At 70.1% G+C, this 23325-nt stretch carries 21 protein-coding genes and 1 pseudogene; 11 read left to right on the top strand and 11 right to left on the bottom strand.

Translation table 11 applies throughout. The features are described 5' to 3' along the window. Nucleotides 1-67 precede the first annotated feature (67 nt). Nucleotides 68-994: a LysR family transcriptional regulator gene (locus JWP28_RS16260; protein ID WP_299544541.1), complete on the top strand. Its 927-nt coding sequence runs from the start codon at nucleotides 68-70 to the stop codon at nucleotides 992-994. Between the two features lie 3 nt (nucleotides 995-997). Here the strand turns inward: JWP28_RS16260 and JWP28_RS16255 are convergent, their stop codons facing one another. Next, nucleotides 998-1786, bottom strand: a complete 789-nt coding sequence (locus JWP28_RS16255; RefSeq protein ID WP_299544539.1) for an enoyl-CoA hydratase — start codon at nucleotides 1784-1786, stop codon at nucleotides 998-1000. 133 nt (nucleotides 1787-1919) lie between these two features. Between JWP28_RS16255 and JWP28_RS16250 the strand changes: the two genes are divergently transcribed. Next, complete coding sequence (locus JWP28_RS16250; RefSeq protein WP_299544537.1) at nucleotides 1920-3047, top strand: ferritin-like domain-containing protein; 1128 nt, start codon at nucleotides 1920-1922, stop codon at nucleotides 3045-3047. Nucleotides 3048-3186: 139 nt separating this feature from the next. Here the strand turns inward: JWP28_RS16250 and JWP28_RS16245 are convergent, their stop codons facing one another. Genes JWP28_RS16245 through JWP28_RS16235 form a run of 3 tightly spaced genes read right to left on the bottom strand, consistent with a single transcriptional unit; the run spans nucleotide 3187 to nucleotide 5395 of the window. Further along, entirely contained in the window at nucleotides 3187-4254 is a 1068-nt protein-coding gene (locus tag JWP28_RS16245) for a hypothetical protein (protein WP_299544535.1), read from the bottom strand. 54 nt (nucleotides 4255-4308) lie between these two features. After that, nucleotides 4309-4845: a CinA family protein gene (locus JWP28_RS16240; RefSeq protein WP_299544533.1), complete on the bottom strand. Its 537-nt coding sequence runs from the start codon at nucleotides 4843-4845 to the stop codon at nucleotides 4309-4311. Nucleotides 4846-4849: 4 nt separating this feature from the next. Beyond that, nucleotides 4850-5395: a hemerythrin domain-containing protein gene (locus JWP28_RS16235; RefSeq protein WP_299544531.1), complete on the bottom strand. Its 546-nt coding sequence runs from the start codon at nucleotides 5393-5395 to the stop codon at nucleotides 4850-4852. A gap of 113 nt (nucleotides 5396-5508) precedes the next feature. Here JWP28_RS16235 and JWP28_RS16230 point away from each other — a divergent pair, with 113 nt between their 5' ends. The 3 genes from JWP28_RS16230 to JWP28_RS16220 all read left to right on the top strand — a co-directional run bounded on the left by JWP28_RS16230 (nucleotide 5509) and on the right by JWP28_RS16220 (nucleotide 9917). After that, complete coding sequence (locus JWP28_RS16230; protein ID WP_299544529.1) at nucleotides 5509-6555, top strand: FAD-dependent oxidoreductase; 1047 nt, start codon at nucleotides 5509-5511, stop codon at nucleotides 6553-6555. Continuing rightward, the gene (locus JWP28_RS16225; RefSeq protein WP_299544527.1) at nucleotides 6552-7721 is read left to right on the top strand and encodes an acyl-CoA dehydrogenase family protein; all 1170 of its coding nucleotides are present in this window, start codon (nucleotides 6552-6554) and stop codon (nucleotides 7719-7721) included. Before JWP28_RS16230 ends, JWP28_RS16225 begins: the two co-directional genes overlap by 4 nt. 75 nt (nucleotides 7722-7796) lie before the next feature. Beyond that, nucleotides 7797-9917 (top strand): prolyl oligopeptidase family serine peptidase, encoded by a 2121-nt coding sequence (locus JWP28_RS16220; protein ID WP_299544525.1) that lies wholly within the window; start codon nucleotides 7797-7799, stop codon nucleotides 9915-9917. Between the two features lie 18 nt (nucleotides 9918-9935). On the opposite strand, the gene JWP28_RS16215 is transcribed toward JWP28_RS16220, so the two are convergent. Together JWP28_RS16215 and JWP28_RS16210 are read right to left on the bottom strand one after the other, a co-directional pair. Further along, the gene (locus JWP28_RS16215) at nucleotides 9936-10625 is read right to left on the bottom strand and encodes a TonB family protein (protein WP_299544523.1); all 690 of its coding nucleotides are present in this window, start codon (nucleotides 10623-10625) and stop codon (nucleotides 9936-9938) included. Between the two features lie 112 nt (nucleotides 10626-10737). Next, entirely contained in the window at nucleotides 10738-10950 is a 213-nt protein-coding gene (locus JWP28_RS16210; protein WP_299544521.1) for a hypothetical protein, read from the bottom strand. Nucleotides 10951-11099: 149 nt separating this feature from the next. Here JWP28_RS16210 and JWP28_RS16205 point away from each other — a divergent pair, with 149 nt between their 5' ends. Together JWP28_RS16205 and JWP28_RS16200 are read left to right on the top strand one after the other, a co-directional pair. Beyond that, entirely contained in the window at nucleotides 11100-12830 is a 1731-nt protein-coding gene (locus tag JWP28_RS16205; protein WP_299544519.1) for a hypothetical protein, read from the top strand. A 124-nt stretch (nucleotides 12831-12954) separates the two neighbouring features. Next, complete coding sequence (locus JWP28_RS16200; protein ID WP_299544518.1) at nucleotides 12955-13779, top strand: transglycosylase SLT domain-containing protein; 825 nt, start codon at nucleotides 12955-12957, stop codon at nucleotides 13777-13779. Here the strand turns inward: JWP28_RS16200 and JWP28_RS16195 are convergent. After that, complete coding sequence (locus JWP28_RS16195; RefSeq protein ID WP_299544516.1) at nucleotides 13776-14972, bottom strand: CaiB/BaiF CoA-transferase family protein; 1197 nt, start codon at nucleotides 14970-14972, stop codon at nucleotides 13776-13778. The two genes, JWP28_RS16200 and JWP28_RS16195, sit on opposite strands and share 4 nt — an antisense overlap. A gap of 223 nt (nucleotides 14973-15195) precedes the next feature. Here JWP28_RS16195 and JWP28_RS16190 point away from each other — a divergent pair, with 223 nt between their 5' ends. After that, complete coding sequence (locus JWP28_RS16190; protein ID WP_299544514.1) at nucleotides 15196-16344, top strand: DUF2336 domain-containing protein; 1149 nt, start codon at nucleotides 15196-15198, stop codon at nucleotides 16342-16344. A gap of 40 nt (nucleotides 16345-16384) precedes the next feature. After that, complete coding sequence (locus JWP28_RS16185; RefSeq protein WP_299544512.1) at nucleotides 16385-17185, top strand: NUDIX hydrolase; 801 nt, start codon at nucleotides 16385-16387, stop codon at nucleotides 17183-17185. 23 nt (nucleotides 17186-17208) lie between these two features. Here the strand turns inward: JWP28_RS16185 and JWP28_RS16180 are convergent, their stop codons facing one another. From JWP28_RS16180 to JWP28_RS16170, 3 genes are all read right to left on the bottom strand, one after another. Beyond that, the gene (locus JWP28_RS16180; protein ID WP_299544511.1) at nucleotides 17209-17694 is read right to left on the bottom strand and encodes an Hpt domain-containing protein; all 486 of its coding nucleotides are present in this window, start codon (nucleotides 17692-17694) and stop codon (nucleotides 17209-17211) included. Between the two features lie 114 nt (nucleotides 17695-17808). Further along, nucleotides 17809-18570 carry an NAD kinase gene (locus JWP28_RS16175; protein WP_299544510.1) on the bottom strand — a complete coding sequence of 254 codons (762 nt, stop codon included), beginning with the start codon at nucleotides 18568-18570 and terminating at the stop codon, nucleotides 17809-17811. A 76-nt stretch (nucleotides 18571-18646) separates the two neighbouring features. Beyond that, complete coding sequence (locus tag JWP28_RS16170) at nucleotides 18647-19768, bottom strand: DUF2336 domain-containing protein (RefSeq protein WP_299544508.1); 1122 nt, start codon at nucleotides 19766-19768, stop codon at nucleotides 18647-18649. Nucleotides 19769-19869: 101 nt separating this feature from the next. On the opposite strand from JWP28_RS16170, the gene glpK reads away from it, so the two are divergent. Beyond that, a complete protein-coding gene (gene glpK / locus JWP28_RS16165; RefSeq protein ID WP_299544506.1) occupies nucleotides 19870-21381 on the top strand; it encodes a glycerol kinase GlpK in 1512 nt (503 codons plus the stop codon). Between the two features lie 18 nt (nucleotides 21382-21399). Here glpK and JWP28_RS20675 read toward each other — a convergent pair. Further along, nucleotides 21400-21981, bottom strand: a pseudogene (locus JWP28_RS20675) (CHRD domain-containing protein); the annotation flags it as partial. Nucleotides 21982-22194: 213 nt separating this feature from the next. On the opposite strand from JWP28_RS20675, the gene JWP28_RS16155 reads away from it, so the two are divergent. Beyond that, on the top strand, nucleotides 22195-22965 hold the full coding sequence (locus JWP28_RS16155; protein WP_299544503.1) for a class II aldolase/adducin family protein: 771 nt from the start codon (nucleotides 22195-22197) through the stop codon (nucleotides 22963-22965). Nucleotides 22966-23325: the final 360 nt, after the last annotated feature.

Here is a 23325-nt window from a genome sequence, read left to right as displayed (position 1 = left end):
CAGTTGATAATCCGGTCCTTCTGCACAATTATGTTTCCGATCGGGAAGCAATGAACTGAGCTGTGTCATGGACCGTTTCGACGAAATCAGCGCCTTCGCCGCCGTCGCGGACGCCCGCAGCTTTACGCAAGGCGCGCGGCGTCTCGGGGTTTCCAGCGCCCAGGTGTCCAAACTGGTCGCGCGGCTGGAAAACCGGCTGGGCGCGCGGCTGCTCAACCGCACCACGCGCGACGTTTCGCTGACCGACACCGGGCGGGCCTACCTCGAACGGGCGCGCAGCCTGCTGGAGGACTTCGAAGCCCTGGAGGGCTCGGTGCGCGACCAGAGCGGGCCCCGCGGCCTCCTGAAGATATCGGCGCCCGTCTCCTTCGGCGCGAGCCAGCTGACGCCGGCCCTGCTGGACTTCGCCGCGGCCTATCCGGAGGTGTCGCTCGACGTCTCCTCGACCGACCGGATCGTCAACCTGGTGGAGGAGGGCTTCGATGTCGGCGTGCGGATCGGCCAGTTGGCCGACTCCTCGGTCATCGCGCGCAAGCTCGCCGCCGTCCGCATGGTGACCTGCGCCGCGCCCGCTTATCTGCAGGCGGCCGGAACACCGGCCACGCCGCACGACCTCGCCAAGCACGAGGCGATCCTCGACAACAACTTGCGCGATCCCTTGGTCTGGAGCTACGGCGGCCACGCCGACCGTTATGAAGTGCGTGTGCACGGGCGACTGAGGTTCGGGGGCGCCGACGCCTGCGTAGCCGCCGCCCGCCGCGGCCTGGGCGTAACTCGCACGCCGGCCTTCGCCGCGGCGGAGGACCTGCGCGCCGGGCGCCTCACCCCGCTGCTCTGCGCCTACGAGCCGCAGCTGATCCACGTGCACGCCGTCTATCCGCACGCCAGGCACCTGGCGGCCAAGGTCCGCGCCTTCGTGGATTTCCTGGCGGAGCGCTATTCCGGCGAGCCGGAGTGGCACCAGGGCTGGGGCCAGGCGCAGCCGGCCGCCTGACGTTCAGCGGCCCTTCGCCTGCGCCCGCTCGGCGAGGTACTTGGCCATGGAGGCTTTAGGTTCGTCGGTGGTCCAGGCGTCCTCGAACGCGTCGACGCCGGCGGCGATGGCCTGGCTCGTGGGCAGTTCCTCCCACTGCTGGATCAGCGTCTTCTGCAGCTGCACCGCTCTGGGCTCGGCCTCGAGCAGCTTCTCCAGAAGGTCCTCGACGGCCGTCTCGATCGCGGCCTGCAGATAGACCTCCTCCACCAGGCCCCAGGCCAGCGCTTCGCCTGCGCCGAAGATTTCGCCGGTCATCAGGATCCGACGCGTGCGGCCCCACCCAATCAGGGCGGGCAATAAGGCGGCTTCGACGACCGAAGGGATTCCGAGCCGCACCTCCGGCATGCCGAAGCGGGCCTGATCGGAGCAGAGGCGCATGTCGCAAGCGGCCGCCACCTCGAGCCCCGCGCCCAGGCACCAGCCGTCGACCGCCGCGATCACCGGGACGGGCAGGTCGCGGATGGCCTGGCAGCAGCCGTGTACTTTCAGGATGAAGGCCCGCGCCGCTTCGGGGCTATCGACGGCGGCCATTTCGTCGATGTTGGCGCCACCGATGAAGGCCTTGTCGCCGGCGCCGGACAGCACCACCGCGCGCAGGGCAGGGTCCGCCGACAGATTGCGGAAGACGTCGATGAATTGGCTCATCACTTCGGACGAGAGGCTGTTGAGTTTCTTCTGGTTGTCGATCTCGACGTAGGCGACGCGGCCGCGGGCGTGCTGTTCGTAACGGCGTGTGACGTAAGAGATCATTGTTCAGTTGGCGCTTTGATGTTCTCTTACTCAGGCCCCGAGCATTTTTCTCACAGAGAAAACGCTCTAACGAAACACTACCTGAGCCAATCCGATCCAACGATCGAATTGGCTCAGGCGGAGGACACGAAAGATGGCCGACGGCAACATCACCAAGGATATCCTGTACGACGCCGTCGCGCCGGACGATTTCGAGTCCATGCTCGAGCTCGACCGCTACGGCGCCCGCTCGACGGCGTTCGACAAGATCATCTCGGCGACCCACGACCATTTCTGGGATCCGCTCGATCCCAAGTACATCGACTTCTCCGCCCCTTGGGACATGGAGAACGAGGCGCTGCTGCCGGACGACCAGGTGGTCAGCCTGGGCGTGCCCTACGTCCTCGAACACCTCGAGAAGACCGGCCAGAAGGCAAAGTTCATCAACGAGATGACGCTTTGGCAGTTCTCCTCGATCCTGCACGGCGAGCAGGGCGCGCTGAACCTGTCGGCCAGCCTCTGCCACGTGCTGAAGGACCAGGGCGCGCAGGAATACGCCGCCAACCAGACGCGCGAAGAGGCCCGCCACGTCACCGCCTTCGCCAAGTACATCAAGGCCCGCTGGGGCCGGCCGCGGCCGTGCGGCGTGGTGCTGCAGCAGTTACTCGTGGACATCATCTCCGCGCCGGAGGTCTACAAGAAGATCGTCGGTATGCAGATGCTGGTCGAGGGCCTGGCCATGGGCGCCTTCGCCACCGGCTTCCAGTACAACCGCGATCCGCTGGCCCGGAAGCTGTTCCAGCTCGTCATGACCGACGAGGCCTTCCACCACAAGTTCGGGAAGATCTGGGCCGACCGCACCATTCCGCGGATGAGCCAGGAGGAACGCGACACGGTCGAGGACTGGGCCGCGCACTGCTTCCAGAGCCTGCTGTTCAACCTCGGTTCGCCCGTGCAGCAGGCGCAGGTCTACCGCGACTTCGGCCTCGATGCGGACTTGGTGTTGGCCGGTGTGCGTGAGATCATCCAGAACGACGATGCGCGGCGCGAACGCCTGAAGAGCCAGACCAACATCTTCCGCGTGCTGATCAAGACCCTGCACAACGCGGGCCTGATCACCGAACGCACGCGCGCCTTCTACGCCACCTATGTCGACATGGACGAGTTGAAGCGCGAAGGCGACAAGATGGTCGGCGACGACATCGCCGAGGAGGGCATCAAGTACCTCCAGGAAATCAACTTCAAGGACCGTGCCCGGCCCGTCAGCATCGCGGCGGAGTGATGGTCTTCCCCCGGTACGGGGGAAGTGGCCCAAGAGCGAAGCTCGCGGGTCGATGGGGGAAGACGAAGAGCACTTCCCCCATTGTCGCCCGGCCTTCGGCCATCGGCGACATTTCCCCCGTACCGGGGGAAGACGAGTGCTACTGCCCGCCTTCTTCCTCGGCTGCCGGGCCCACGGCCTTGCCTTGCTTCTCCTGCAGGCGGGCGCCGGCGAGGATGCCTTCCATGGCGTGATTGCCCTCGTGGCAGGCGTATTCGTAGAGCGGGCCCTTGGTGGCGGTCATCGCCAGCTCGCCGCCCCATGGCCGGGTGAAGCTCGCCGGGTCCTCGATGGTGAAGTCGTACTTGATCTGTCGGGGCCCGATGCGGGTGAAGCGCTCGATCACCTTCACGTCGCCCGAGGCGCCGCGGAACGCCTGTTCGGGCCTGAGGTTCACGGTCTCGACGACCAGGGTGTCGCCTTCCCAATGGCCGATCGAGTCGCCCATCCACTGACGGACGCCGGCCGGCCCATGCTTGCCGTTCAGGCGGATGACGCGGGTGTCGTGCACCATTTCCACCTCGATCACCACGGCGTCGGGCGTCTGCACGATCTGGTAGTTGTTGTTGTAGAGCAGCGGCAGCATCGGCGGGCCGGCGCTGGACGAGAACGACAGGATGCAGCGCTCGCCGAGCGACAGGAATTCGGGCCCGTCGAAGGCCTTGCCGGTGGCCCGCAGCTTGGCGCGCTGGGCGACGCGGGCCTGGCCGGCGGCGGTCAGCGGCGGGATCTTGCCCTCCGGCGTCGAGGTGATCAGCGAGGTCCTGGCCTCGGTCCCCACCCGCATCACCTTGGTGCCGGGATCGACCCAGAAGGCGTTGTAGCCGCAGTCGACGCCGGAGAAGCCCTTCACCTCGCAGGTGGCGATCTCCTTCTTGTCGAGGTCGGTGGAGGGCTTCAGCCCGTTGGCCACCTCCTTGTCGCGGTCGCCCTCGGCCGCGGCGGCCTCCTGCGGCGTGAGCACCAGCCGCTCGCCGTACTTCGTCGGCCGCTCCAGGGGCGTGATGGTGGCGTTGGTCCAAAGCCCTTGCAGGTCCGGCTGACCGAAGGCGGTGCGCGGCGCCTTCCGGGCGGCGGCCGGCGACGCGGGCTTCGGCCCCTGGGCCATGGCGGCCGGGGCGAGCGCGGCCGCGCTCAACAGCACTGCCAGCAATGTTGACGTCTGCATCTGGAACCTCCCCGGGGCGCGACTCTTGGCGGCCGCATCCTGACCGGCGGCACGCTACGTCGGCGCCGTCGCGGCGGCAATCGGCGCGGCGGCCAGCTGCTCGGCCAGCATGGCGAGCGCCGCTTCCAGGGCGCCGATCCGCACCTTGGCGCGGCCGACATCGCCGAGCTCTAGCTTGCGGTGCCTCGTCGGCTGGCCGCGTCGGGCGCAGCCGAGGTGCACCAGGCCTGCGGGCTGGCCGGGGCCGCCCTCGGTGAAGCCGGTGATCGAGGCGGCGAGGTCGGCGTTCGAGTGGGCGATTGCGCCCTCGGCCATGGCCCGCGCCGAGGGCTCGGACACCGCACCGTCGTTGTCGAGGATGGCCTTGGACACGCCCAGCATCTCCGCCTTGGCCTCGTTCGTGTAGACCACGAAGCCGCGCTCGAAGGCATGGCTCATGCCCGGGATGTCGGTGAGCAGCGAAGCCAGCAGGCCCCCCGTGCAGCTTTCGGCGGTCGCCAGCCGAAGGTTCCGGTCACACGCCTCGCGAAGGACGCGCTGGGCCAGCGCGTCCACCGCGGGCGGCAGGGCAGGATCGAGGGCTTCGGCCATCCGTCTACTGGACAGCGCGGCCCGGGGCGCCGCCCATCTGGCCCATCAGCTCTGCCTTGCGAGCCTTGAGCATGGCGCCGACCGCCTTCATGTCCATGTCGGTCTTCTGGAGCTTCGGGAAATACTCGCTCTCCTCTTCCTCGACGTGGTGCTCGATCTGCTCCTGCAGGACGGTCACCTTGGCGTCGTAGAGATCCTCGCCCGGTTGCATGGTTTCGATCTCGGCGATCAGGTCCTTGGCGGCGGCGTGCTCGACCACCGCCTCGTCGACGATGTCCTCGTCCTCGAGATAGTCGCGGCTGGTCGGATAGAAGATCTCCTCCTCGACCTGCATGTGGACCTTCAGCTCCAGGCAGATCTTGTCGGCCAGCGCCTTCTTGCGGTCCTCGTCCCTGGCCTTCTCGAACTGGCCGAACAGCTTTTCGACCGCGCGGTGATCGGCCTCCAGCAGGGCCACGGCGTCAGGCCCGCGGCTGGTCGTGCTCTTGCCGGCGGCGGTCTTGCGGGCGCCGGCGCTCTTCTTGCTGGTCGAGTGGGTGGCGGTGGCCATGTCGATGCTCCGTTGATGGATACGGGGACCGAGGACCCCTTCTGGTTCGCTGAACCCCTTTGCGGGAACCGGGTTCCGCTTGATTTTCCGTGGCCGGACGGCTCGTTAACGGCATGAGCCGAGGAGCCGAGGTGATCGTCGCGGGCGCGGGGGCGTTGGGGCTGAGCGCAGCCCTGGCCCTGGCCGACGCCGGCTGTTCGGTGAGCGTCTGGGACCCGACGGAGGGATCGAACGCCTCGGCGGTGGCCGCCGGCATGCTGGCGCCGGTGTTCGAAGCGGCGCTGGACGCCGAGACAACCGGCGACCTCGACCTGCTGCTGGCGGCGCGGAACCTGTGGCCGGGACTCGCCGCCCGGGCCGGCGTCGAGGTCGACCGCTCGGGGACGGCGGCGGTGGGATCAGAGGCCTGGCTGGCCGAGGTCCGCGCGCGCCTGACGCGGCTGGGCCTCCGCGGCGCGGACCTGCCGCGCGCCATGCTGGACGACCTGGCGCCGGGGATCGCGCCGGACCTGCAGGCGCTGCTGGTGCGCGAGGACTGGCGGCTGGAGCCGGGCCCCGCGCTGCGCGCGCTGCGCCAGGCGGCGCGGGCGGCCGGCGTGGAATTTAGGGCCGAAGCCGCCCGCGGGCGCGGCCAGGCGGACTGGCTGGTGATCGCCACCGGAGCCGGCCCGGGCCTCATCGATGTGGCGCCAGAGCTTCGCCGGCTGACGCCGATCAAGGGCCAGATCCTGCGCTTTTCCGACGTCCGCGGCGGACGGGTCAGCCTGCGCGGCGAGGGGGCCTACGCCGTGCCGGGAAGCGGTGGCCTGGCGGTGGGCGCGACCATGGAGCCGGGGCTCGACGACGCCAGGATCGATCCCGTGGCGCTCCAACCGCTGGTGCGGGCGGCGGGGCGGTTGTTCCCGGCGCTTGAGGGCGCGACCTTCGCCGCCGCCGCGGGCGTCAGGGCGGCGACGCCGGACGGCCTGCCGATGGCCGGGCCCTCAGCCGCGCCCGGGATTATCCTGGCCGTGGGCGCGCGGCGCAACGGCTGGCTGCTGGCGCCGCTGGTCGCGCAGGTCGTCACCGCTTGCGTGACGGGGCGTGATCCTGGTCCCTATGCGCCGCGACTCGATCCGGCCAGGTTCGAGACAAGTCGCATTGGGGGGAGGGCGCGATGAACGGGTTCTGGTTCACCGAGGAGCAGGAGGCGATCCGCGACGGCGTCCTGCGCCTCTGCGCCCGCTTCGACGCCGACTACTGGCGGCGCGCCGACGAGACCGGCCAGTTCCCGGAGGACTTCGTGGCGGCGATGGCGCAGGCCGGCTGGCTGGGCGCGGCCATGCCTGTGGCCCTCGGAGGCTCGGGCCTCGGCCTGACCGAGGCCGCCGTCGCCATGCAGGCGGTGACCGAGTCCGGCGCGGGGTTCTCGGGCGCCAGCGCCCTGCACCTGAACATCTTCGGCCCCATGCCGGTGGCGAAGTTCGGCAGCGAGGACCAGAAGAAGCGGGCCATTCCCCGCCTGATCTCCGGCGAGGACAAGCTCTGCATCGGCATCACCGAGCCGGACGCGGGCCTCGACACCACCAGCCTGACCACCAAGGCCGAGCGCACCAACGACGGCTACCTGCTCTCCGGCCGCAAGGTGTGGACGACCTCCGCCCAGCGCGCCAACAAGATCCTGATCATCGCCAGGACCACGCCCCGCGACCAGGTGAAGAAGTCCACCGAGGGGCTCTCGCTGTTCTACACCGACTTCGACCGCAGCCGGATCACCGCCACCCCGATCCCCAAGATGGGCCGGAAGGCGGTGGAGTCGAACTCGGTGTTCATCGACAACCTGCCGGTGCCGGCCGACGACCTGGTCGGCGAGGAGGGGCGCGGCTTCTACTACCTGCTGGAGGGCCTGAACCCGGAGCGGGTGTTGTTCGGGGCGGAGGCCGTTGGCCTGGGCCGCGCGGCGCTGAGGCGGGCGGCCGCCTACGCCAAGGAGCGTGTGGTGTTCGGGCGGCCGATCGGCCAGAACCAGGGCGTGGCCCACCCGCTGGCGCGCGCCTGGGCGGAGCTTGAGGCGGCCAACCTGATGGCGTTCAAGGCCGCCGCCCTGTTCGACGCCGGGCGCGAGTGCGGAGCCGAGGCCAACGCGGCCAAGTACCTGGGCGGGGAGGCGGGCTTCCACGCCTGCGAGACGGCGGTCTTCACCCTGGGCGGCATGGGCTACGCCAAGGAGTTCGACGTCGAGCGCTACTTCCGCGAGTCGATGATCGCGCGCCTGGCCCCGATCAGCCGCGAGATGGTCTTCAACTACATCGCCGAGCGCGTGCTGGGGCAGCCGAAGAGCTACTGAGGCGACCCCGGTTCTTTCGCTGGCGGCGGGCGGACTTCTCCGTGAAAGTTACCTTGTGTCGAGTTGGGGGATTGAATGCGGGGACTGATCATCGGTGCGGCTCTGGCCGTGGGCTTGCTTCTGCCTGGGGCCAGCCTGGGGGCGGAAAGCTTCTCGATACGCGAGGCGCTGTCCTATCCCTTCGTGCTCGGCCTGATGAGCGCGCCGCACGCCGATCGCATTGCCTGGGTTCGCGTTGTGCGCGGGGTCCGCAACGTCTGGGTGGCCGAGGGGCCCGTCTTCACGCCCAAGCAGGTGACCCAGTTCACCGAGGACGACGGTCAGGAGCTGACCCAGCTCACCTTCTCGCCGGACGGCTCGGTGCTGGTGTTCGTGCGCGGAGGCGACCATGACGCCAACTGGCCGGCCAAGGGGGCGCTGCAGCCCGACCCGACTTCCAACCCGACAGAACCGAAGATCACCCTGTGGTTCGCCGACCCGACCGGCGCCAAGCCGGCCGCCAAGATCGTCGAGGGCGACGCCCCGGCGATTTCCTCGACGGGCGCGCTGGCCTATCTGAAGGACGACCAGGTCTGGACGGCGAAGCTCGACGGGACCGGCGCCAAGAAGCTGTTCTTCGATCGCGGCAAGGACAGCGAACTCGCCTGGTCGCCGGACGGCGCGAAGCTGGCGTTCGTTTCCAACCGCGAGGACCACGCCTTCGTGGGAGTCTATTCGGCCGAGGGCCAGCCCATCGCCTGGATGGCGCCCTCGACGGGCGTCGACGACGCGCCGGTCTGGTCGCCGGACGGCAAGCGCATCGCCTTCACCCGCAAGCCCGGCCTGGGCGGCGCGCCGCAGCCGATTCTGAAGCGCTCGCCGCAACCCTGGGCGATCTGGACCGCGGAGGCGGCGACCGGCGCCGGCCACCGGGTCTGGAAGAGCCCCGACACTTTGCACGGCTCCTATCCGGACGTGGCCGGCGAGGCCAACCTGCACTGGGCGGGCAATGATCGGCTGACCTTCCTCTCGGAGGTCGACAACTGGCCGCACCTCTATGCGGTCACGGCGGCCGGCGGCGAACCGCGCCTGCTGACGCCCGGCGCCTTCATGGTCGAGCACCTGGCGGTGAGCGCCGACGGCAAGACGCTGATCTATTCCGCCAACACCGGGAAGGACCCCGACGACAACCAGCGGCGGCACATCTACCGGGTCTCCGTCGACGGCGGGGCGCCTGCGCCGCTCACCGGCGGCGCGACCCTGGAGTGGAGCCCGGCGGCGTTCTCCACCGGCGCGGCTTTCATCGGCGCAGACGCGCGCCACCCGCCGGCGGTCGAGATGATCGCCCTGAACGGCTCAGGCCGCCGCCAGCTGGCGGGCCAGGCCCCCGGGCCGGAGTTTCCCGGCGCCCGGTTCGTGGTTCCCAAGAAAGTGACGTTCAAGGCGCCGGACGGCACCACTGTCGAGGGCCAGCTCTTCCAGGCGCAGGACGCGGTCAAGACCCCCGGGGTGATCTTCGTCCACGGCGGACCGCCGCGGCAGATGATGCTCGGCTGGTCCTACATGGACTATTACAGCAACGCCTATGCGGTGAACCAATACCTGGCCGCCCACGGCTTCACGGCGCTGTCGGTGAACTACCGGCTGGGGATCGGCTATGGCTGGGACTTCCAGCATCCGGAACGCGGCGGCCCCACCGGCTCGTCGGAGTACCAGGACGTGGCGGCCGGCGGGCGCTTCCTGCAAGCGACGGCGGGCGTCGACCCGGCGCGGATCGGCATCTGGGGCGGATCCTACGGCGGCCTGCTGACGGCGCTCGGCTTGGCGAGGAACTCGGACCTCTTCAAGGCTGGCGTCGACTTCCACGGGGTGCACGACTGGTCGCGCACCGTCTACCGGGAGGCCGGCGCGCGGCTCGACCGCTACGAGAAGGGCGACCTCGCCGAGGCCATGGCGGTCGCGTTCCGCGCCTCGCCGGTGGCCGACGTGGCGACCTGGACCTCGCCGGTGCTGCTGATCCACGGCGACGACGACCGCAACGTCCACTTCGCCGAGACCGTCGACCTGGCCCGGCGGCTGGAGGCCAAGGGCGTTGATTACGAGGAGCTGGTCATCCCCGACGACATCCACGGCTTCCTGCGCTACGGCTCCTGGCTGAAGGCCGACACCGCCGCGGCGGAATACCTGGCCCGCAAGCTGGGCGCCGCCGCCAAATAGGAGGCCGGCGGGGCGAGCTCACTTCAGGGCGAAGCGGATCGGGATGCTGACGGTCGCGCCGTCCACCGCCCGGCCGTCCATGGTCTGGGGGTTCATGCGGAAGAAGCGGGCGAGCTTGAGCGCGGCGGGGCCGAAGCCGGCGCCGGCGGGGGCCTCGCCGTCTATCCGACAATCATGGACCGCCCCTGAAGCGGCGACCGCGCAGGCGAGCGTGGCCATGCCGCCGATCTCATGGCGAAGCGCGCGTTCCGGGTAGACGTCGGCCATCTCCTGGCCCGTGGGTCGGCGCAGCCAGCTGGGGTTGCCGATCACATGCGTCGGCGCGGGCGAGGTGTCGGCCGCGGGCGGTTGCACGGGGATCTTGTCCACGGCAGTGAACTCGGGCGGCGTGTCCCGCAGAATCGGCTGTGTCTGCAGGGGCTGGATCGGCGGCAGGTCGATAGTGGTCGGCGGATGCAGCGCCACCGGCGGCTTCTCGACGAGCGGCTTCAGCGGTTCGGGCTTCTTCGGCGTGAGCAGCGTGGCGATGGTCACCGGCGCGTCTACCTCGCGTGGCTGGGCCGGCGGGTTGAACTTCGCATAGGCCAGGTAGGCCAGGGCCGCGGCATGCAGCGCCAGCGAGACGCCGATCGCCATACGGATGTGCGGCGGCAACCGCCGCCCGCTACGGGGCTCGAAACCGAAGGGGAAGACCTGACGGATGACCATGGCGCGCTCCGATCAAATTCACCAGCGTAATATATTACGCATGTGATATCTGTCGCCGGAACTGTCGTGGCGTCAAGTAGGATCGAACGCCGTAGGCGCCGCCAGGGGAACCTCAGTCGTCGGGTTGCAAATGGGCGGGCGGCCGAAGCTCCCCGCTCTCGTCCTGCACGTGGAGCTGCACGGGAAGGCCGGCGGAGCTCTTTGCCAGCCGCCGCGCGGCGCGCTCGGCGCTCCAGCGCGATCTGTAGGATCCGAAGTGCAGGCCGTCGCCGATGATGATCCAGGCGCCGTCCTGCTGGACCACGCCGTAATGCACGTCCGCCATGGCAAACTCCCTCTGGCTTGCGCGCAAAAAGTCCGCAGCTGGTGGCGAGACTAAGACCTGAACCGGCAATTCCGCCGCCGTTCATGTCCGCCGAGGCATGTTCGGCGGCCCGATTGGAACAGCAGAGCTTGCCCGAGGGTTTGAGCATCATGTCTTACCGCGTCCTACTCCTGACCGCCGCCGCCACGAGCCTGGCGCTCGCCGCGTGCAACCAGAAACCGGCCGGCCCTGTCACCGGCGCGCCGATCGCCAGCCTGCCGTTGGCCGAGGCCACGCCGCCGCCCGCGGTGATAGCGCCCGTCGCCGACCAGCTGCCGCCCGCGCCGCCGCTGGCCCGCGTGGGGCGGCCGCAGCGGCCCCTCTACAGCTACGTGGACGACGCCTACGAGCTGGGCGACGCCTTCGCCGACAGCCCGCCCGACTACACGGTCTATTACGAGGGCGAGCGCCCCTGGGTGTGGCGCACAAGCTACGGCGCCTACCGCGTGGTCGAGCAGACCCCATACGGCGTCCGTGAGTATTTCTACCGCGGCGACAGCGACTACCCCTTCCTGATCCGCGACGCTGACTATTCCTACGCCTACGACGACGGCTATCTGGCCGAGGTGTTCGACAGCTATGGCCGGCCCTATGGGAACTATGGCCCGTCGCAGCTCGATTACGCCGCCCGCTACCTGGTTCGCGCGCGCAGCCTCTACGACGCCGCCCTGCGCCAGCCGCGGCAGGCCGCCTACGCCGGCGACTGGCGGGCCAATCGCGACGTGGTGCTGGCCCCGCAGCGGCAGTGGGCCCAAGAGCAGCAGCGCAACGGCGATTGGCGCAGCTGGCGCGACCAGCGCGCCGCCCAGCCGCAGCAACAGCAGGCCGCCTTCGTTCAGGAACGCACCCAGCGGCAGGCCTACGCCGCGCGCGTCGCGCCGGTCATCGGCGCCGCTCCGGCTCCGCCGCCCCCTCGCGAACGTCCGTTTGGGGGTGGCCGCGACATCGCCCAGGGCCGCCCGCAGCAGGTCCAGGCGCAGGACGCCGCCCGCGCCCAGGCCGACGCGCAGCGTCAAGCTCAGTCCGGGGCCCGCGACCAGTTCGCCTCCCGAGGCCCCGACCAGCAGAGGTTGCAGGCCGAGGCCGAGACCCGGGCTCGCAACGACGCCCTTCGCGGACAGCGCGCCCAGGCCGACCTCAACGGCCGGGCCGCCCGTGACCAGCAACGCGCCCAGATCGAGGCCCAGCGTGGACAGGCCGGCCGCCAGCAGGCCCAGCAGGCCCAGCAGGCGCAGACGGCTCGCGAACAGCAGCGGGCACAGGTCCAGGCGGGCGGGCAGCAGCGCGGCCAGGCCGAAGCGCAACGGGCCCAGCGCGACGCGGGCCGACAGCAGGCTCAGCAAGCCCAGCAGGCGCAGATGGCTCGCGACCAGCAACGCGGTCAGGCCCAGGCGGGCGAGCAGCAGCGCGCCCAGGCCGACGCGCAACGGGCTCAGCGGGACGCCGGACGCCAGCAGGCCCAGCAGGCCCAGATGGCTCGCGACCAGCAACGCGGTCAGGCGCAGGCGCGCGATCAGCAACGCGCCCAGGCCGAGGCCCAGCGGGCTCAGCGGGACGCCGGACGCCAGCAGGCCGAGCAGGTCCAGGCCGCCGGCCGGGCTGCTCACGAGCAGCAAGCGATAGCCGCGCATGCCGCCCAACAGCAGCAGGGCCAGGCGCAGGCGCAGCAGCACCAGGCCGCCCAGGCCGAGGCCGCAGCGCAGCACGCTCAGCAGGCCGCGGCGCAGGCGGCAGGGCAGGCGCAACACGCTCAGCAGGCGGCTGCGCAGGCCCAACATGGCCAAGCCGCCGCCAAAGCCCAGAACGCGCGTCCCGACAAGGACAAAGGCAAGCCACAGTAGCCGCCCCGGCCCGGTAGGCGAGAGGCCGAGGCCCGTTCGACCGGGGCTCTGGCCTCTCCGGTAGGGCGGCTACCGTCATCATGGTTAGCGCTGCATTAACCATGAAGGTTCAGGACTCCGGGGCATGGCGATCGAGGGCATCCGTGGAGTCGTTGAGGCGGCGATCCAGCGCGCCTCCCAGGCGACGGGCGTCGATTTCTCGTTCCTGATGAAGACCGCCGGGCGCGAAAGCGGCATGAACCCGGCGGCCAAGGCGGGCGGCTCGTCGGCCGCCGGCCTCTTCCAGTTCGTGGAGCAGACCTGGCTCTCGACGCTCAAGCAGCACGGCGCCAAGCACGGCTACGCCCGCTACGCCGAGCTGATCAGCAAGGGCTCCGATGGCCACTACCATGTCGCCGGCGAAGAGGCGCGCCGGGCGGTGATGGACCTGCGGCTCGACCCGCACGCGGCCTCGCTGATGGCCGGCGAACTCACCTCCGACTCGGCGGCCTACCTGAAGGGCCGCACCGGTCGCGCGCCGACGGCTGGCGAGCTCTACGCCGCCCACTTCCTTGGGCCCCAAGGCTCGGCCAAGCTGATCGAGGCTGTCCAGACGCGGCCGGGCGCTACCGCGGCCCAGCTGTTTCCCGACGCGGCGCACTCCAACAAGGCGATCTTCTACCGCGACGGGCGCGCGGCGACGGTCGGCGAGGTCTACGCCAACCTGACCAAGACCGCGGGGTCGGCCCTGCCGATCGAGGCGCCGCCGGCGGCGCCGGCGGAGGACGGCGGCTTCATCCAGTACGCTTCGGCGCGGCGCGCGGACCACCAGCGCCAGCAGGAGGCGCTGATCTCGCTGATCCTGCGCGGGACCCAGCCCAGCGACCAGATGGGCGTCGGCAGCCGCCTCACGAGCTCGATGTTCACCAGCGAGATGCTGAAGGTCCTCTCGGAAAGCCGCGACGGTTAGGCCGCCGCGTCCGCCTCGAAGATCGCCTCGATCTCACGCTCCGAATAGCCGATCTCGCCCAGCACCTCGCGGGTGTGTTCGCCCAGCGTCGGCGAGCGGGGGCGGACCGCCTGGTCGGCGCCCGGGAAGCGGGCGGGGGAGGCCGGCGAGGGGAAGGTTCCACCCTGGCCGTCCTCCACCTGGACGATGGCGCCGGAGGCCATGACCTGCGGGTCGGCGGCGACCTGGGCGGGTGTCTGCACCGGCGCCCAGGCCATGTCGGCGGCGTTGAGCTTCGCTGCGATCTCGTCAAAGGGCATGGCCCCGAAGCCCTTGTCGAGTTCGGCGACCAGCAAGGGACTGTTCTCCCGCCGCGCCTTGCCGGTGGCGAAGCGCTCGTCCTCGATCAGGTCGGCGCGGCCCGCGACCGTGGCGAAATCCGGCCAATCCTGGTTTCCCCGTCGCGGATTGTGCACGAACCAGCGGTCGTCGGAGCTCTTGTAGAAGTTCGAGAGCGGGTTGAGCGGCTGACTGCGCGGCCGATTGGACATCAGCCGCCCGAACCTCATCTGCACGGCCAGGTCGGACCCGACGGTGTAGACGCCGGTGGCCAGGAGCGAGGTCTGCACCAGCCGCCCCTTACCGGTCTGCTCGCGCTCGTAGAGTCCGGCCAGGATCGCCGAGACGGTGGCGAGCGCCGTGATGTGGTCGCCGAAGCCGGTGCGCAGCATGACGGGGTCCGCGCCCTTCGGCGCGGTCATGTTGGCGACGCCCGCGCGAGCCCAGAAGGCGGTGACGTCGAACCCGGGCTTGTGGGCCTCCCGACCTTCGAGGCCGTAGCCGGTGACCAGCGCATAGACCAGCCTGGGATTGGCGGCGCGCAGGGTCTCCTCGTCGAGGCCCGCGCGCATCAGGGCGGCTGGCCGCACGTTGGTGATGAAGACGTCGGCGGCGGCGGCCAGCCGGGCCAGCGCCTCGCGCCCCTGCGGCTTGCCGACATCCAGCACCACGGCCCGCTTGCCGCGGTTGTCGAGGTCGAAGGTCGGGTTGCTCGGGAGCTCGGTCTTCACGTCGGCGAACACGTGGCGCATGGAATCGCCACCGGGCCGCTCGACCTTGATCACGTCCGCGCCCCAGTCGCCCAGGATGCAGGCCGCGCCCGGGGCGGCGATGTAGGAAGCGAATTCGACGACCTTCAGGCCCTTGAGCAGCACGTGGCGGTTCCCCTCGACTAATGCGGCGGCACTCTAGAACCGTTTCACGGGCCTTGCGAAGCGCCCGGCGACGCGGCCGCAGGCGGCCATGGCCAAGCGAAAACTTCCATCCACAGACTCGATCCCTAACCCGTCGTTAAGCATGACCGTAGACAGTCAGACTCGTGGGAGTTCGGACCCAGGGGTGGGTCTGGCGCTCCGCGTCGGGGGAACGCAGCGGATCATGTCGACGACGCGCTCAGCGCTGACCGAGGCAGACATCCGCACGCTCGTGAAGGGCGCGACCGCCGACGAGCGGGCGGCCGCGGCCTACAAGCTGTGCCGCGCTGTCGAGGCGGCCCCGCTAGGCGACGAGGACCGCGAGACCGCCGCCGAGATCCTGCGCGTCATGGCCGCGGACGCCTCCGAGATGGTCCGCCGCGCCCTGGCGGTCACGCTGAAGGCGTCGCCGCTGGTGCCGCGCGACGTCGCGCTCAAGCTCGCCCGCGACGTGGAGAGCATCTCCCTGCCCATGCTGGCCTGCTCGCCGGCGTTCACGGACGGAGACCTGGCGAGGATCGCGCGGCTGGGCGGGCCGGTCCGCCAGCTGGCCATCGCACGCCGGCCGATGCTGTCGCGCACCGTCACCGACGCCATCGCCGAGCATGGCGGGACGCGCGCGGTCAGCGCGGCCTGCGCCAACGACAACGCCGATTTCGCCGAGGCCGCCCTGCAGCAGGTGCTGGTCCGCTTCGAGAAGCACGAGAGGGTGCTGGCCGCCGTCGCCTATCGCAACGTCCTGCCGCCCTCGGTCAGCGAGAGGCTGATCACGCTGGTGGGCGACCAGCTGCGCGACCACCTGATCGCCCATCACGCCGTCGACCCGGAAACCGCGCTCGGCCTGGCGGTGGGCTCCGCCGAGCGGGCCACCGTCGATCTCGTGGACCAGGCGGGGCGGGCTCCCGACGTGCGCGCCTTCGTGGCCCACCTGGCAGCCGAGCAGCGCCTGACCCCCTCGCTGCTGCTGCGGGCGCTCGCCAACGGCCACATGGCCTTCTTCGAGTGGGGGGTGGCCGAGCTCGCGGGCGTGCCGCATCACCGCACCTGGCTGATGATCCACGACGCCGGACCGCTGGGCCTGCGGGCGATCTACGAGCGCGCCGGCCTGCCGGCCCGGCTGTTCCCCGCCTTCCGTGCGGCGGTGGACACCTTCCACTCCCTGGAGTTCGACGGCGGCGCCCACGATCTGGAACGCTTCCAGGAGCGCATGCTGCAGCGCTTCCTCACCCAGCCGCAGTCCACGGCCCGCGAGGACGTCGACTACCTGCTCGACAAGATGGACGCGGTCTCCGGCCGCGCCCGCGCCGACGCCGAGGCGGCGCAGAGCGCCTAGCCGGCTTGCGCGTCCCGGCTCCGCGCCCCAAGCTTCGGGCATGAGCGATACTCCCCAGAACACCCCAAATGAGGCCGCCGAGATCAAGCCGGCCGCGACCATCCTGCTGCTGCGCGACGATCCGGTCTTCGAGGTGCTGATGGTCAAGCGGCACCACCAGATCGACTTCGCCTCCGGCGCCCTGGTGTTCCCGGGCGGCAAGAGCCATGCGGGCGATCACGATCCGGCGTGGGCGGGGCATGTGCTGGGCTGGGAGGATTATGACGCCGAGCAGCGAGGCCTGCGCATCGCCGCCATACGCGAGGTGTTCGAGGAGGCCGGGATCCTGCTCGCCAAGCGCCGCGACGGCCAGCCGATGAGCGGCGAGGCCTGTCCGATGGAGGTGCGCGCGGCGGTGGACGCCGGGACCACGGCCTTCATCGACGTGGTGAGCGACCTGGAGGCGCAGCTCGACCTCTCGGCCCTGACGGTCTTCGCCCGCTGGATCACGCCGCCTTTGACGCCCAAGCGGTTCGACACCTGGTTCTATGCGGTGAACGCGCCGGCCGAGCAGCTGGCGGCCTGCGACGGGCGGGAGACGGTGGACGCCGAATGGATCGCGCCGGCCGAGGCGTTGCGGCTGGCCGCGGCCGGCGAGCGCAAGGTGATCTTCCCGACAAGGATGAACCTCAAGCTGCTGGCCGAGGCGAGCGGGGCCGAGGACGCGGTGGCTCGCGCGGCGGCGCGGACGCTGGTCACCGTGCAGCCGCAGATCCAGTCGCGGGCGTCAGGCCGCGTGCTGGTGCTGCCGCCCCACGCCGGCTATGGCGCGGTGGAGGAGCCGCTCGAAAACGTGATGTAAGACGGTCGCTTGGCGGCGGGTCTTCAGGCGGCGATGGCTTTGACCCGGCGCTCGAGCTCTTCGACCAGGACGCTGCCGACCGGGTGGTCGTCGGACTTGATGTCGTCGCGCACCGCGGCCTTGATCGCGTCGATGTGGGCGTCGACCAGTTCGAGCGGCGCGGCGGTGCGCTTTTCCTTGTCGTCGATCATCCGGCACAGCGAACCAGCGATGCGGGTGATCAGCTGGTAGCCGTAGGTCGTGCCCAGGCCCTTCAGGTCGTGGGCGCGCAGGTAGAGGTTCTCCATGGCCTCGGGCGTGGGGCCCTCGGCCCGGACCTGCTGGCGGGCGGCCTCGAGCTTGGTGATTTCGTCGGCGAGCCACTGGGCGAAGTTGCTGGCCAGGCTCTTCAGCGCCGCTTCCGCCTTGGCGATGGCCGCCGGATCGATCGCGCCCAGCCGGCCGCCGCCCACCTTCAGGCGCAGCGCGTTGGCGGGCTGGATCATCTGACCGGGATTCTGTTGGGTCATGGAACGGCCTTCTAGCTGAATGCCCGTAAACCCTAGAGCCGATCTGTTAATAACCGATGAGAGCCAAGCCACGGTTTTGACTGGCTTTCCGCGGCCCCTCGCCGCCGCCGGCGATCAGGCGGAGAACTGCTCGGCCAGGACGCGCTCCTCCAGGCTGCGGCCCTCGTCGAACAGCATGTTCAGCGCCACCTCGCGGTGTTCGGCGACATGCACGGCCACGACGTCGCGCACCTCGATATTGTCGGCCACGGCGCTGACCGGTCGCTTGGCCGCCTCGAGGATCTCGAAGGTCACCTTGGCAGTGTGGGCCAGCAGTGCGCCGCGCCAGCGCCGCGGCCGAAACGCGCTGATCGGCGTAAGGGCGAGGACACGGGCGTCGAGGGGAATGATCGGGCCGTGGGCTGAGAGATTGTAGGCGGTCGAGCCGGCCGGCGTGGAGACGAGCGCGCCGTCGCAGGAGAGTTCGCTCAGTCTGAGTTTTCCGTCGATGGAGATGCGCAACTTGGCCGTCTGACGAGTCTGGCGGAGCAGGCTGACTTCGTTGATCGCCAGCGCGACGTGGGTCTCGCCATGGGCGTCGTGGGCGGTCATGCGCAGGGGATGGATGACCGCGCGCTCGGCGGCGGCGATGCGCTCTTCCAGGCGGTCCTCGTCGTAGTCGTTCATCAGGAAGCCCACCGAGCCACGGTTCATGCCGTAGATCGGCAGGCCGCTGGCCATGTAGTCGTGGAAGCACTCCAGCATGAAGCCGTCGCCGCCCAGCGCGACGATAACCTCGGCCTCTTCCACGGGGACGTCGCCATAGCGGGCGGCCAGGCGCGCGCGCGCCTCCTGCGCCTCGGGGCGTTCGCTGGCGGTGAAGGCGATGCGCGTCACGACGGCCCCTGCGCTAGGTGTCTTGATTCACAAGCGACAAGCCTGCGGGCTTGTCAAACCCGAGGTCGGGCCGCCTTCAGACCGAGAGGGCGGCCTGGCGGAAGGCGGTGGCGGCGATCTGCGGGTTTACCGGGCCGAAGGCGCCGATGGCGCGCTGCGCACCCTCGGGACCGCCGCCGGGGCGGCCGCCGTTCAGGGCGCGGATCATCTCCAGGATGGACGGGAACACGCTGCGGTCGATGCCGACGGCCGCGCAGGCCAGGCCCAGCAGTTCCGGCCGGTCGGAATCGATCACCCGCTGCACATGGTCGGCCTCGAAGCGGCCCAGGGTGGCGAGCGCGGTGGCGAATAGCGACAGGCGCCCCTCCTGCAGGGCCCTGACCAGATAGCCCGCCCGCAGCTGGCCGGCGTCGTGCAGCTTTTCGATGAGCCGCTGTTCCATGGCCTCACGCTCGCCGTCGCGGGCCAGGACGACGACGCCCTGGCCGTTTCCGTGCGTGGCGCCGTGCGCTTCCTGCACGGACTGGGCGAGCGCGGCCTCGATGAGCGTCGGATCGAGCCGGAAGCGCTCGGCAAGCGATTGGCGCAACGCCCGGCCGACCCAGATGTAGAGCTGCATCGCCAGTTCGTCGGTGAGCTTGGGATGGCGCGAAAGCGGGCTGCGGAGCGAGGCCACCTCGCGCGCCGCCGCCACCAGCCGCTGCATGTCGGCCGGCGCCAGCGCTGCGGAATGGTTGCCGGCCAGCGCGGTCATCACCGCCGGTTCGGCGGCCTTCAGGATCGCGGCCACCACGCCCGGGCCGAGGTTCGGCCTGCGAGCCACCTCGATCTGGTGCTCGATCGTCGCCTCGACCAGCAGGCGGATGAGGTCCGGGTCCTTCAGCACGGGGCTGGCGGCGATCACCGGGCGGGCGATCTCGATCTCGTCGAGCGCCAGCACATTGACCAGCGCCGGGGGCGCCCATTCGGTGGTGGACAGCTTGTCGGCGAGCCGCTTGCGGATCTCCCGCTCGGCGCCGGCCACCAGGCCGAGGAAAATCGAGTTCAGCAACGCCTGCACCGGCGGCGAGGCGGTCGCGGCCGCGCCGTCGTCCGCGTCGCAAAGTTCCACGATACCCAGCAGCAGGCGCTCGCGGTCCGCGGGCGAGCGGCTCTTGGCGAGTTCCAGCAGGCTTTCGCTGCTCAACGCGACGCTCAAGCCTGTCCCTCCATTCTGTCGGTACGGCCTAAGCGGCGAACTTGCGCGATGCGGATGAAAACATGCTTAAACCGGACAAGCAAAAAGTCGGGAGGGACGACATGGCCGATCCGCTGATCCTCGCGCTCGATCAGGGGACCACCAGCACGCGGGCGATCCTGTTCGACGCCCAGGGCCGGGCGCTGGCCGAGGCTGGCCGGCCGCTGGAGCAGTTCTACCCGGCCGACGGGTGGGTGGAGCACGACGCCGAAGCGATCTTCCAGGCCTGTGTCGAGGTGCTGCGCGAGGCGGTGCGGAAAGCCGCGCGCGCCATGTCCGACGTCGCCGCCATCGGCATCACCAACCAGCGCGAGACGGTGGTGGTCTGGGACCGGCGGACCGGCAAGCCGATCCACCGGGCCATCGTCTGGCAGGATCGGCGCACGGCGCAGGCCTGCGAGAAGCTGCGCGACGAGGGCCGGGAAGGGCAGGTGACGGAGATCACCGGCCTGCTGCTCGATCCCTACTTCTCGGGGACCAAGATCGCCTGGCTGCTGGACCGCGTCGACGGCGCGCGGGCCGCCGCCGAGGCCGGCGAGCTCCTGGCCGGAACCATCGACACCTGGGTGATCTGGAAGCTGACCGGCGGCAAGGTCCACGCCAGCGACGCCACCAACGCCTCGCGCACCCTGCTGTTCGACATCCGCAAGCAGGCCTGGTCGGCCGACATGGGCGAGATGCTGAGCGTGCAGCTGGCCCTGATGCCGGAGGTGCGCGACTGCACAGGCGACTTCGGGGAGACCGAGGCCGGCCTGCTCGGCCGCGCCATTCCGATCCGCGGCGTGGCCGGCGACCAGCAGGCGGCGCTGATGGGGCAGGGCTGCATCCGACCGGGCGAGATGAAGGCCACCTACGGCACCGGCTGCTTCATGCTGCTGAACACCGGCGAGACGCCGGCCCCCTCGCGGTCGCGGCTGCTGACCACGGTGGCAGCGCGGGTCGGCGGAAAGACCACCTATGCGCTGGAGGGCGCGATCTTCATCGCCGGCGCCGCCATCCAGTGGATGAACGATGGCCTGAATGTCGGCGGTGGGCCGCAAGGTGTCGAGCGGCTGGCGATGGACGCGCGCGACGATCTCGGCGTGGTGCTGGTCCCGGCCTTCACGGGCTTGGGCGCGCCCTGGTGGGACGCCGGCGCCCGCGGCGCCATCGTCGGCCTGACCCGCGACGCGGGCCTGGCGGAGATCGCCCGCGCGGCCTTCGACGCCTCGGCGCTGCAGACACGCGACCTGATCGAGGCGATGCGCGCCGACGCCCCCGAAACCTTCCATGCCCCAAACGGCGCCAAGAATGGGGTGGAGATGCGCATCGACGGGGGCATGTCGCGCAGCGCCTGGTTCAGCCAGCGCCTCGCCGACCTGACCGGGATCTCGGTCTGCCGCGCGACCTACGGCGAGACCACGGCGCTGGGCGCGGCCCTGTTCGCCGGGGTCGGCTCCGGCGTCTACCGCGACGTCGAGGAGGCCGCGGCCGCGCGGCCGAAGACCGAACCCTTCGCGCCGGCCATGGACACCCATCGCCGCGAGGCCGCCTACGCCCGCTGGCTGGATGCGGTGGAGCGGGTCCGCAGCTAGGGAGGCCAGTCTGCGCCGGCGCAGCACCGCGCCCATCAAGCCGAGCCCCGTGATCATCAGCGTCCACGTCTCCGGCTCCGGCACCAAACTCAGGAAGCCGCGGATCTCGCCGCCCAGGTACACGGTGCTGTGGATATTGAGATAGGCCGTGCCGGCGCCGAGGCCGCTCAGCAGGGCCGCCACGGCGCCTGCCGTAGTGCCGCCGCTGGCCGTCACGAAAGCGGGGTTCCAGCTCGAGGCCTGGGTGAGGTCGAAGAGCGGCGATGCATAGGTCCCGCTCGTGACGCCGAGCGGGAAGCCGGTGAACGTCGGCACCTGCGTCGCCACACCGGCTATGCCGCTGGACGGCGCGGCCGTGCAGCAATGGATATGCGACGCGGTGGTTGTGCCCGAGAGACCTGAAAAGGTGACGTTGACCGCCATGGTGTTCGCGGTAGTGTCGATCGTCACCTGTGCGAAGCCGACGCCTGCGCTGGCGTTTGCCGGGCTCTCGCTCGCGCCATTGAGGGTCGCGTCGTAGACCAGGGTGGCCGCCTGGGCGGCGCCTGCGGCAGACAGCAAAGCTACGCCGGCTAGGGATGCGATGAGTGAGCGCCGCATGGGGCCTCCGGATGAATCCTGACCACGGCCGTCAGTCCAACTGACGTCCCGTGGCAGCGAGCACCCCCGGCTTCGACGCCTTATGGTTGTCGCTCTCCCAGCTTGAAGTCAAGCCGCCGAACGGCGTTCGTTCACCCTCGGCGTGTCCCGGTGCTTGACGCTGGACGTGCCCGGGACGACTCTATCGGCACTAGGTGAAACGGGAGACGCCCCATGGCGGACGGATCGGTTGCAGGCGTGGTCTCGCTGAAGGGCAAGGTCAGCGCCGAGGAGTGGCAGGCCCGCGTGGACCTCGCGGCGCTATATCGGCTGGTGGCGCTCTACGGGTGGGACGACCTGATCTACACCCACATCTCGGCCCGCATTCCGGGGCCGGAACACCATTTTCTGATCAATCCCTACGGCATGCTGTTCGAGGAGATCACCGCCTCGTCGCTGGTGAAGATCGACCTCGAGGGGAACATCCTCCAGGAGACGCCCTACTTCATCAATCCGGCGGGCTTCACCATCCACTCGGCGATCCATCACGCCCGCGAGGACGCCAAGTTCGTCATGCACCTGCACTCCGATAACGGCGTGGCGGTGGCCGCCCAGTCGGACGGACTGATGCCGCTCTCCCAGCACGCCCTGATCGTGCTGCCCAGGCTTGCCTACCACGACTACGAAGGCATCGCGCTGAACCACGACGAACGCGAGCGGCTGGTGGCGGACATCGGCGACAAGACACTGATGTTGCTGCGCAATCACGGGACGCTGGCGGTCGGCGACACCGCCGCCAACTGCTGGGTCGGCATGTACTACCTGGAGCGCGCCTGCACCATGCAGGTGGCGGCGCTGTCGGCCGGGCGTGAAGGCGTGCTGATCGCGCCGGACGCCTCGCAGGCCGAGGTGCGCAACCAGGTCAGCCGCGGCATCGGCGGGGCGCTGGCCTGGCCGGGCTGCCTGCGCAAGCTCGATCGTGAACTGCCCGGTTACGACGCGTAATCTGTCACAATTTGGGCCGATTTAGCGCGGGCGCCCTCGGCCGAGGGCGCCCGTTCGGCTGTCGCTGGCTGTTTCAGAACTGAAACGCTTCGGCATTGTTCTGCACTGGACGGCGTATATGCGGGGCTCTTAAGAGCGCCCTGACCGATTTTATGCGCCTGGATTGCGCCCAGGTGACGGAGCCGACCGCTTTGTTGCGACGTCATTTCTTTCTCGTTGGAGCTCTCGCGGTCCTGGTCGTGATGATCGTGGCCGGCGGGCTGAAGCTGGCGGCCGGGGGAAAGAGCCCGGGCGGTCCCGGCGGCCAGGCCAGCGCCGGCGCACCCGGCGGACCGCGCGGCGGGGGTCCGGGCGGCGGAC

The organism is Phenylobacterium sp. (assembly GCF_028290885.1).
GTDB lineage: Bacteria > Pseudomonadota > Alphaproteobacteria > Caulobacterales > Caulobacteraceae > Phenylobacterium.
The sequence above is the reverse complement of the archived record's forward strand: the minus strand, read 5'-3'. Positions and strand labels throughout refer to the sequence as shown.